Origin of the sequence: Kitasatospora sp. NPDC004799 (assembly GCF_040609095.1) — a bacterium.
Classification (GTDB): Bacteria; Actinomycetota; Actinomycetes; order Streptomycetales; family Streptomycetaceae; genus Kitasatospora.
Map to the genome: position 1 here is coordinate 1 of NZ_JBEXJK010000345.1, position 9,022 is coordinate 9,022.

8 protein-coding genes and 3 pseudogenes are annotated in these 9,022 nt (G+C 74.9%); 5 read left to right on the forward strand and 6 right to left on the reverse strand.

Translation table 11 applies throughout. The features are described from left to right. Positions 1-194: 194 nt before the first annotated feature. The 5 genes and pseudogenes from ABZW03_RS31425 to ABZW03_RS31445 form a co-directional block, all read left to right on the forward strand. On the forward strand, positions 195-791 hold the full coding sequence (locus ABZW03_RS31425) for a hypothetical protein (protein WP_355265790.1): 597 nt from the start codon (positions 195-197) through the stop codon (positions 789-791). A gap of 123 nt (positions 792-914) precedes the next feature. Further along, a complete protein-coding gene (locus ABZW03_RS31430; RefSeq protein WP_355265793.1) occupies positions 915-1,757 on the forward strand; it encodes a serine protease in 843 nt (280 codons plus the stop codon). Positions 1,758-1,811: 54 nt separating this feature from the next. Continuing rightward, on the forward strand, positions 1,812-2,819 hold the full coding sequence (locus ABZW03_RS31435) for an aldo/keto reductase (protein ID WP_355265796.1): 1,008 nt from the start codon (positions 1,812-1,814) through the stop codon (positions 2,817-2,819). A gap of 797 nt (positions 2,820-3,616) precedes the next feature. Continuing rightward, positions 3,617-4,432 (forward strand): DUF4253 domain-containing protein, encoded by an 816-nt coding sequence (locus ABZW03_RS31440; RefSeq protein WP_355265799.1) that lies wholly within the window; start codon positions 3,617-3,619, stop codon positions 4,430-4,432. A gap of 226 nt (positions 4,433-4,658) precedes the next feature. Beyond that, positions 4,659-4,985 (forward strand): annotated as a pseudogene (locus ABZW03_RS31445) (transposase); the annotation flags it as partial. Between the two features lie 45 nt (positions 4,986-5,030). Here ABZW03_RS31445 and ABZW03_RS31450 read toward each other — a convergent pair. The 6 genes and pseudogenes from ABZW03_RS31450 to ABZW03_RS31475 all read right to left on the reverse strand — a co-directional run. Beyond that, positions 5,031-5,633: a hypothetical protein gene (locus ABZW03_RS31450; protein WP_355265802.1), complete on the reverse strand. Its 603-nt coding sequence runs from the start codon at positions 5,631-5,633 to the stop codon at positions 5,031-5,033. Positions 5,634-5,668: 35 nt separating this feature from the next. Beyond that, positions 5,669-5,782 (reverse strand): annotated as a pseudogene (locus ABZW03_RS31455) (IS5/IS1182 family transposase); the annotation flags it as partial. A 202-nt stretch (positions 5,783-5,984) separates the two neighbouring features. Beyond that, positions 5,985-6,029, reverse strand: a pseudogene (locus ABZW03_RS31460) (hypothetical protein); the annotation flags it as partial. Between the two features lie 362 nt (positions 6,030-6,391). After that, the gene (locus ABZW03_RS31465; RefSeq protein ID WP_355265805.1) at positions 6,392-8,197 is read right to left on the reverse strand and encodes a beta-galactosidase family protein; all 1,806 of its coding nucleotides are present in this window, start codon (positions 8,195-8,197) and stop codon (positions 6,392-6,394) included. Positions 8,198-8,276: 79 nt separating this feature from the next. Next, positions 8,277-8,750, reverse strand: coding sequence for a hypothetical protein (locus tag ABZW03_RS31470; protein ID WP_355265808.1), 474 nt, complete (start codon positions 8,748-8,750; stop codon positions 8,277-8,279). Positions 8,751-8,799: 49 nt separating this feature from the next. Continuing rightward, positions 8,800-9,022, reverse strand: a 223-nt coding sequence (locus tag ABZW03_RS31475; protein WP_355265811.1) for a hypothetical protein, incomplete at its 5' end; no start/stop codon positions are given.

The window sequence follows — 9,022 nt, forward strand, 5'->3', positions numbered from 1 at the left end:
ATCGCGGCCGGCACCGGGGCCCGTACCGCACAGGCGGTACGGGCCCCGGCCCATGCCCGGGGACGGCCGGCCCGGCGGCGCCCACCGCAGGCAGCCCACGCCCTCCCGCGTTGAGCCGGGGGACGCACCCGGGCCGTAGACGTGGACGGGGGCGCCCTCTGCCGGAGCGGGCGCCGAGGCGTCAGGAGGCAGGCGTGCTCAGGTTCCACGGCGCGTGGCGGATCACCGTGGTCGGCAAGAGCGCCGACTTCGACCAGCGGGCGGTCGTACGCGGCGCGTACGGGCTGCGGGTGCTGCCCGGACGGGTCGGCGCCGCGATCGAGGTGGACGAGGAGAGCTGGACGCTTTCCCTGGAGCACCTCCTGTGGGGGCGCAGCTGGCAGCCCAACCTGCGCACCACCCCCGGACCGCTCACCGAACACGACGGCCTGCGCAGCCAGTTGCTCACCAGCAACGACTGCCACTGGCCCGGAAAGCCGCTCGACTACGTCAACTTCGTGCTGCGCCTGGACCAGGCCGTCGCCCCGGCCGCGGCACCGGTGCGCGCCGCCCGCGCGCTGGAGGAGCCGATCGCCGCGCCTGTCCAGGCCGTCCGCACCTCCTCCTCGGGCTGGCCCGAGCCCGCGCCCGTGCCCGGAGCCGTGCCCGGAGCCGTGCCCGGGGCCGGGCCCCGGTCCGTGCCGGGGGCTGTGCCTAGGTCCGTGCCCGGGTCCGTGCCCGGCCGGGCCAGGAGCGCCGGGGCCCCCGCGGCGGCACCGCCACCGGGGGAGGTCCGGCGGGCCACCCGGTAACCGGTGCGCGCGACCGGGGGACAACCCCAGGTCGGAACCGCCCGCTGGCCGGGTGTCGCGGCGGGCGGGCACGGGGTTGGCTGTTCCGTGTCCGCAGCAAGCCGAACCGAAAGGCCGTCACCCGTGCCCTCCCGTACCACCCGCCGTCGTACCACCCTCCGCCGCGCCGCCCGGGCCGCCGCCGTCGCCGCCCTGGCCGCCGGGCTCGGCGCCACCGCCATGAGCGGAAGCGCCTCGGCCATCGTCAACGGCCGCGACTCCACCGAGCGCTACCCCTTCATGGCCACCCTCCCGCTGAGCGCCGCCCAACTCGCCGACGGCTCCTGCGGCGCCACCCTGATCGACCGCCAGTGGGTGCTGACCGCCGCCCACTGCGTGGTCGGCGACCCGGACACCGAACTGACCCTCAAGGGCACCGTGCGCATCGGCAGCGCCCACCGCGACAGCGGCGGCACCGTCCGCGCGGTCGACCGCGTCGTCGTCCACCCCGGCTTCGCGTTCGGCGACGGCACCACCGGCCCCAACCGCAACGACCTCGCCCTGGTCCACCTGGACCGCCCCGCACCCCAGCAGCCCATCCGCATCGCCGACCACCCCGGCACCCCCGGCACCCCCACCCGGCTGCTCGGCTTCGGCACCGTCGTCGACACCCACGACTACCAGCGGATGGTCTTCCCCGACCGCCTCCAGGAACTGCCCACCCGCATCGGCACCCCGGCCGACTGCGCCCCCGGCTGGGCCGACCCCACCCGCCTGTGCACCCTCAGCCGCGTCCCCCAGGCCATGGCCTGCTTCGGCGACTCCGGCGGCCCCCAGATCCAGCGCGGCCGCGGCGGCCGCTGGGAACTGATCGGCACCACCTCCGGCCCCGGCGCCCCCGGCGTGCCCTGCGCGGGCGGCCCCGGCCTGTACACCGACGTGGCCGCCCACGCCCCCTGGATCCGCGACACCGTCGCCGCCAGGTGACGCCGCGCGGCTAAAGTCCCAGGTGAGAACCGCCGCGCCCGAGGAGACCACGCCATGCCGACCGACCCCGCCGCCCCCGCGACCCCCGCCCCCGCCGCGAGCCCGCACCCCGCGCGCCTCGGCCTGGGCACCGCGGCCGTCGGCCGGCCCGGCTACATCAACCTCGGGCGCGACGCGGACCTGCCCGCCGAACGCACCGTCGACGCCCTGCGCGCCCGCACCCACGCCCTGCTCGACGCCGCGTACGCCGCCGGCGTGCGCTACCTCGACACCGCCCGCTCCTACGGCCGCGCCGAGGAGTTCCTCGGCCAGTGGCTCGCCGAACACCCGCAGGCCGCGGCCGAGGTGACGGTCGGCAGCAAGTGGGGCTACACCTACACCGCCGGCTGGCGGACCAGCGGCGTCGCCGCCCACGAGGTCAAGGACCACTCCACGGCCGTCTACGACCGCCAGATCCACGAGACCCGCACCCTGCTCGGCGACCACCTGGACGTCTACCTGGTCCACTCCGTCACCCCCGACAGCCCCGCCCTCACCGACCCCGCCCTGCACCACCGCCTCGCCGCCCTCGCCGCCGACGGCGTCCGGGTGGGCCTGTCCACCAGCGGCCCCGCCCAGGCCGACACCATCCGCCGCGCCCTCGCCGTCACCACCGGCGGACGCCCGCTGTTCACCGCCGTCCAGACCACCTGGAACCTGCTGGAGACCTCCGCCGCCCCCGCCCTCGCCGAGGCCCACTCGGCGGGCTGGCTGGTCGTCGTCAAGGAGGCCATGGCCAACGGCCGCCTGGCCGGCCGCAACGCCACCGGCCCCGACGCCGCCCCGCTGCGCACCCTCGCCACCCGCACCGGCACCACCCCCGACGCCCTCGCCCTCGCCGCGGCCGCCGCCCAGCCCTGGGCCGACATCGTCCTCTCCGGCGCCGCCACCCCCGCCCAGCTCACCTCCAACCTCACCGCCGCCACCCTGCACCCGACCCCCGACGACCTCGCCGCCCTCGCCCCGATGGCGCAGCCGGCGGAGGCGTACTGGCAGACCCGGGCGGGGCTGCCCTGGTCCTGACGGGGGCGGGGACGTAGTTGCCTGGCCTGGCCCGGCTCGTTGCCGCCGGTCTGCGTCCGGGCCCGAGGAGTTCACCGCTCTCCCCGCTGCCGCCGTGGGTCTGTGTCCGACGCCCGGTGACCGTGCTGCACTTTTCCCGGTGCCGCCACCCTCGGCCAACCAGCCTTCAACCTCGCTGCCGCCGACCTGCGTTCGGCCCCGGGTGGCTTCGCTGCCCTCGACGTGATGGCGGAGGTGGCGGGGGCGTTTTGGCAGGCGCGGGCGGGGCTGCTCTGGTCCTGGCGGCGCCGGTGGCGTTGCCCCTGGCCCGGCTCGCCGCCTTCAACGTTGCCGCCGCCGACCTGCGTTCGGCCCCGGGTGGCTTCGCTGCCCTCGACGTGATGGCGGAGGTGGCGGGGGCGTTTTGGCAGACGCGGGCGGGGCTGCTCTGGTCCTGACGGCGCCGGCGGCGTTGCCCCTGGCCCGGCTCGCCGCCTTCAACCTCGCCGCCGCCGACCTGCGTTCGGCCCCTGAGGACCGCGCCGATCGCCCTCGACCGGCTCGCCTCCGCCGTCTCCGCTGTGGGTCTGCGTCCGCTCCCCGGGCGGCCCCGCTGCCCTCGGCGCGATGGCGGGAACCGGTGGGGAGCTCCGGCGGCGCCGCCGACGGGCCCAGGGAGCACGGGCAGCCGGGGCACCCGGGCGATGGTGCCGTGCTCCTGACGGGGTGCCCGGCACCGGCCAGGCCCCGGCGGTGGCCACCCGCCGCCCACCGGTGGCCGCCGCCCGCTGTCGGTGCCCGCCCCTACGGTGGGCCGCATGACCGAGTACGAAGACCTCGCCGCCGCCCTCGCCGCCCTGCCCGTCGACCTGCCGCCCGGCCGACTGGTCGCCGAGGACGACGGGCGGCAGCCGGTGCTGTGGATCAGCGACGCCCCCGCCCCCGCCGGGCTGTGGCGGCAGCTGCACCGCGCCCACCCGCAGACCGGGCTGTGGCCGCTGCTGCTCACCCCGCTGGACCGCACCGACCCCGACTACCGGCCCTGGCTGTCCGGCGAGCTCCACCCCACCGACGCCTCCGAGTCCTCCCGCCACGACCCCGAGGCGCTGCTGCGCAGCTGGTGGAAGCAGGTCGACGGGGACGAGGAGGTGGACGAGGAGGTGGACGAGGACGCCGGGATCCTGGACGAAACCCTCGCCCCCTACGGCCGCACCTGGCCCGGCACCGCCCCCGCCGCCACCGTCCCCGACGGCGCCGCCGGCACCGAGGCCCGGGAACTGGCCGAGGTGCTGCGGCACAAGGGCGCCCGCCTCGGCCTGGTCCGGGCCGGCAGCGGCGCCGAGGCGCTGACGGCCTGCGGCTGGGGCGGCCCGGCGAACCACGCCGGCACCGGCCAGATAGCCGCCGTGCTCGCCGACTGGGAGCGCCGCTTCGGCGCCCAGGTCGTCGAAGTCGGCTTCGACACCCTGGAGTTGAGCGTCCCCGTACCGCCCGCCACGCTCGCCGAGGCCCTCCCGCTCGCCGCCGAGCACACCGCCTTCTGCCCCGACCTGGTCTTCCAGGGCACCGGCACCCTCACCGCGTACGCCGAACTCCTGGTGGGCGCCCACCAGTGGTCCTTCTGGTGGGACTGACCCGCCCCAAGGGAACACGGCCCCGGGGGGCACCGCCCCGGGGCCGACCGAGCCCGGGTCCGCCGGATCAGGCAACGGGATGGATACGGAGCCGGTTCGTCTGCCCGTCGAACGTCTCCGCCAGGAGCTGGGCCTCCCGGCGGCTCCCCGCGAACAGTCCCCGCCGGGTGACGTGAATGACCAAGGTGTCGTGGCTGTCGATCACGACGGCACCGCCGGCCGACAGCTGCTGACCCGGGTGGCCGCCGACCACCCCACCATCCGCAAGGCCTGGGCCGACATGGGATACAAGAACGCCGTCATCGAACACGGCGCAACCCTCGGCATCGACGTCGAAATCGTCCTTCGCGACCCCGCAACCAAAGGGTTCGCCGTCCAGCCCCGCCGCTGGATCGTCGAACGCACCCTGGGCTGGCTGATGAACCACCGCCGCCTCGCCCGCGACTACGAAGCCCTCCCCGCCAGATCCGAAGCCATGATCCACGTCGCGATGATCAGCCTCATGACCCGCCGCCTCACCGGCGAAACCACCCCTATCTGGCACGGAACCTGACCTCGACAACCAGGAACGAAACGCCCAATAAGGGCTGTCCCGTAACTACGGCGTGGACTTCATGCCTCGGACATGGACCACCCGGTCGGGTTCGCCCAGGCCGGCGCGGTTGATCCGGCCACGTCCGCGGTCGACGCCCGCAGCCGCGAAACGTGCTTGCAGCTCAGGCGGGGCGAGCGGCGTCTCGAAGCCCTCACTGAGACCTCGCCCGTTGTCGGCGTACTCGTAGCGGAGGGCATAGACCTTCCCCTCGTGCAGCCACTCGCGGCGGACCAGGGGCCGCGCGAGGACCGCCTCGAACCAGTCGGCCGTTCGGTGCGCCACCTCCGTGGGGTTGCCGGTTGCGGCGAAGGTGAACTCCGTGGGTGCGTCGGGGCGACCGAAGGTTTGGTTATGGAGCTTGTCCGCGCGCACTGTGGTGCCGTCGTAGTGGGCTCCGATGGTCAGCACGCCGCGGTGGCGCTCCGGGTCACCGATGTCCAGATAGGCCAGCAGCTCGCCGAACCAGGTGTGGCACGCGGGCAGCAGGACCGTGTCGAGCGGGTCCACCGGCCAGGAACTCGCGCGCGCGGAAAGCACAGCCGCGAACTCCTGCTGCGCGAGGGGCAGGTCGTCCTTGTCGTGCTCGAACCAGGGGATTTCTTCCACGGTCGCACCTTAGCGAGGTAACCGTGCGGGCTGGTGAGGAGGAGGTTGTGGAGTCGGGCGATGCCGAGTACGGCGCGGTAGACCCCATCGCCCTTGAGGCGGCAGTCTCGCAGGATCTTCCAAGCCTTCATCTGGGCGAAGACGTGCTCGGGATGCGGAGCAGGAAGTCGGCGGGGCCGACTTCTCGTGCTGCGCCGGGGCCGGCCCGCTCATCGGTCGGTCCGTTGATGGGCGGCGGTGATGAGGCCCGACTCGTAGGCGCTGATCGCCAGTTGGGCGCGGTCCCGGGCGGTGCGGTTTGCTCAGCAGGCGGCCGATGTGGGTCTTGGCGGTGCCGTTGCTGAGGTGGAGGTACTCGGCGATGTCGACGTTGGAGAGGCCGCGGGCCACCAGCACCAGGACCTCGCGTTCCGTGAAGTCCTGGAGCGAGGAGCCGGGCGCGCGGTGTCCGTGGGGGAGGCGGGCGAACTCGGCGATCAGGCGGCGGGTGGCCGAAGGGGGCGAGCAGGGACTCCCCGGCGGCGACGGTGCCGGATGCCCTCCAGCAGCACCTCGGGGGAGGTGTCCTTGAGGAGGAACCCCGTCGCCCGGGCGCGCAGCGCGCCGTACACGTACTCGTCGAGGTCGAAGGTGGTGAGGATGAGGACGCGGGTCCCGGCTGCCGCGGGGAGCCGGCGATTCGGGCCGTGGTCGTACCGTGCGTGCCCCGGGTCTGTCTCCCGGTCCCTGGCCGCGCGGTGACGGACCGGCGGGTTCGGTCAGTACTCGGAGCTGGGGGCCGGGGTGACCGGGCCGAGGTCGGGGGTGTCGCGCAACTCCAGGGCCGTGCCGTGGCGTTCGAGTTCCAGCACGACCAGCTCGTTGCCGCCCGCGCGCCACAGCGGGGCGGGGGCGTAGAGGGTGTGCTGGGGGCCGGCGGCGCAGTGGCGGCCGAGCAGGAAGCCGTTGAGCCACAGCAGGCCGCGGCCCCAGCCGGGCAGGGCGACGAACGCGTCGGCGGGGGAGGGGAGTTGGGCGGTGAAGCGGTGGAAGGCCGGCTCGCCGTCGCGTGCCTCGCCGGGTGCCCCGGCGTCGTCCGCGGTGAAGCGCAGGGCGGACAGGTCGGTCAGCGGCAGCGGCCGGATCTGCCAGTCGAAGAGCCGCTGGTGGCCGTGCGAGACGCCGCGGGTGATGCCCTTGCGGTCGTCCATCTGCGGGCCGTAGTTCACCCGGCCCAGCGCCTCCACCAGGATGTCCAGCACGACCCCGTCGGGCCCGCTGGCCAGCGGGAGCGTCGCGCAGGGGGAGTTGCGCTCCAGCACCCCGAGCGGGCGGCCGTCCGCGAACACCTGCGCGCGGTCGGCCAACCCGTCGATGCGCAGCGGCAGTTCGGGGCGCGGGCCGGGCACGCGGGTGCGGTAGTGGATCAGGCCGCGGTCCTGCCCGACCTGCTCCATCGGCAGCGGCGCGGCGCGGCGCAGCGGCTGCGACAGCGCGTCCAGGGCCGCGGCCAGCGGCACCCGCCCCTGCGCCCGTTCCAGCCGCTGCGGGGCCACCCGGGGGAGCGGGGCGGGCAGTTCGCCGTCCGGCAGCGGCAGGTAGCGGCCGATGACCTCGCGCAGGGCGTGGAACTTCTCGGTCAGCTCGCCGGCCTCGCCGATCGGCGCGTCGTAGTCGTAGCTGGTGACGGTCGGCTCGTAGCCGGCGTCCAGCGGGTGGGCGCCGGAGTGGTTGGCGCCGGACCACAGGCCGAAGCTGGTGCCGCCGTGGGCCATGTAGAGGCTGACGGAGGCGCCGGTGGCGAGCAGTTCGTCGAGGGAGGCGGCGGTCTCCTTCGGGTCGCGGACGTGGTGCGGCAGGCCCCACTGGTCGAACCAGCCGATCCAGAACTCCATGGCGGTCAGCGGGCCTTCGCCCTGGTGGCGGCGGAGCAGCGCCAGGCGTTCGGGGGCGCGCGAGCCGAAGGTGGCGGTGGTGAGGTGGCCGGGGATGGCGCCGCCCTGCTGCATGGTGTCGTGGGCGCCGTCGGTGGTGAACAGCAGGCAGTCCACCCCGCGCCGCACCAGGCCGTCGCGCAGGTGGGCGAGGTAGGAGGCGTCGTCGCCGTAGCTGCCGTACTCGTTCTCCACCTGCACCGCGACCACCGGCCCGCCCCGGCTCGCCAGCAGCGGCAGCAGTTCGGGCACCAGCGCGTCGAACCAGCCGTCCACCTCGGCCAGGTACGCCGGGTCCGCGCAGCGCAGCCGCAGCCCGTCCACCGCCAGCAGCCGGGCGGGCAGGCCGCCGAACTCCCACTCCGCGCAGATGTACGGGCCGGGGCGCAGGATCACGTCCAGGCCGAGGCCGCCGGCCAGGCGTACGAACCGGCCGACGTCCCGCCAGCCGGTGAAGTCGACCGTCCCGTCGGGCAGTTCGTGGAAGTTCCAGGGGACGTAGGTGTCGACGGTGTTCACCCCGAGCGCCCGGACCCGCCGCAGCCGGTCCTCCCACAGCCGCGGGTGCACCCGGAAGTAGTGCACCGCCCCGGCCACCAGCCGGTGCGGCACCCCGTCCCGCACGAACCCGTCCGCGTCGTACCCGAGCATGCGCACACCCCGACTTCCCACAGGAGACCCCGGCACCGCCGAGCCTAGCGAGGAGCAGGGCCGCGGGGGCCGCTTGTGCTCAGGTGTCGTAGCTGCCGTCCCAGGGGGCGGCGAAGCCCAGCCAGTCCGGGTAGAACTCCATCCGGACGCGGTCCTCCTCGTCCTCCTCCTCGTCGTCCACCTCCACGACCAGGCCGAACAGGGCGCCCTCGAAGTGCACCTCGAAGGGCGCGATGACGATGTCCTGGTAGCGGCGCCCCGGCAGGGCGTCCAGCCATTCCTCCAGCAGCGCCTCGGCCGCGGCGACGGCCTGCCGCTCGCCGTCCGCCGTCGTGCCGGTGAACTCGATGCGCGAGTCCAGGTGGGCGCCGGCCTCGTCGAACCGGTGCAGCACGGCGTACCAGCGCTTCCGCGGCTGCCAGTCGTCGCCGCTCCACCCCTCGGGGAAGGCGGCGGTGACGGAGGCGAAGAACTGCCCGCCCTCGCACCGGCCGATGGTGTCCGTGCGGTAGCCGGGCTCGTGGCGGATCGGGATGACCTCGGGAACGTTCATGCGCCGCACCCTAGGCCCCACCTGTGACAACGCGCCCCGGAGGCCCTGTTCAGCCGGTCGGCTTCACCACGGGCTGGAGGGTGATGACCGGGCCGATCGGCCGGCAGCCGTCGTACGTCATGGCCTGCAGCGGCGGGCAGTGGGCGTTCGTCGGCACCGTGGTGGGCACCGGCAGCTCCGGCCTCGGCGGGATGGTCCAGTACGCCTGGTACTTGCCCTCGGTCCAGCCCTTGCGGTACGAGTCCCAGTCCGCCTCCTGGGCCAGCGTCACC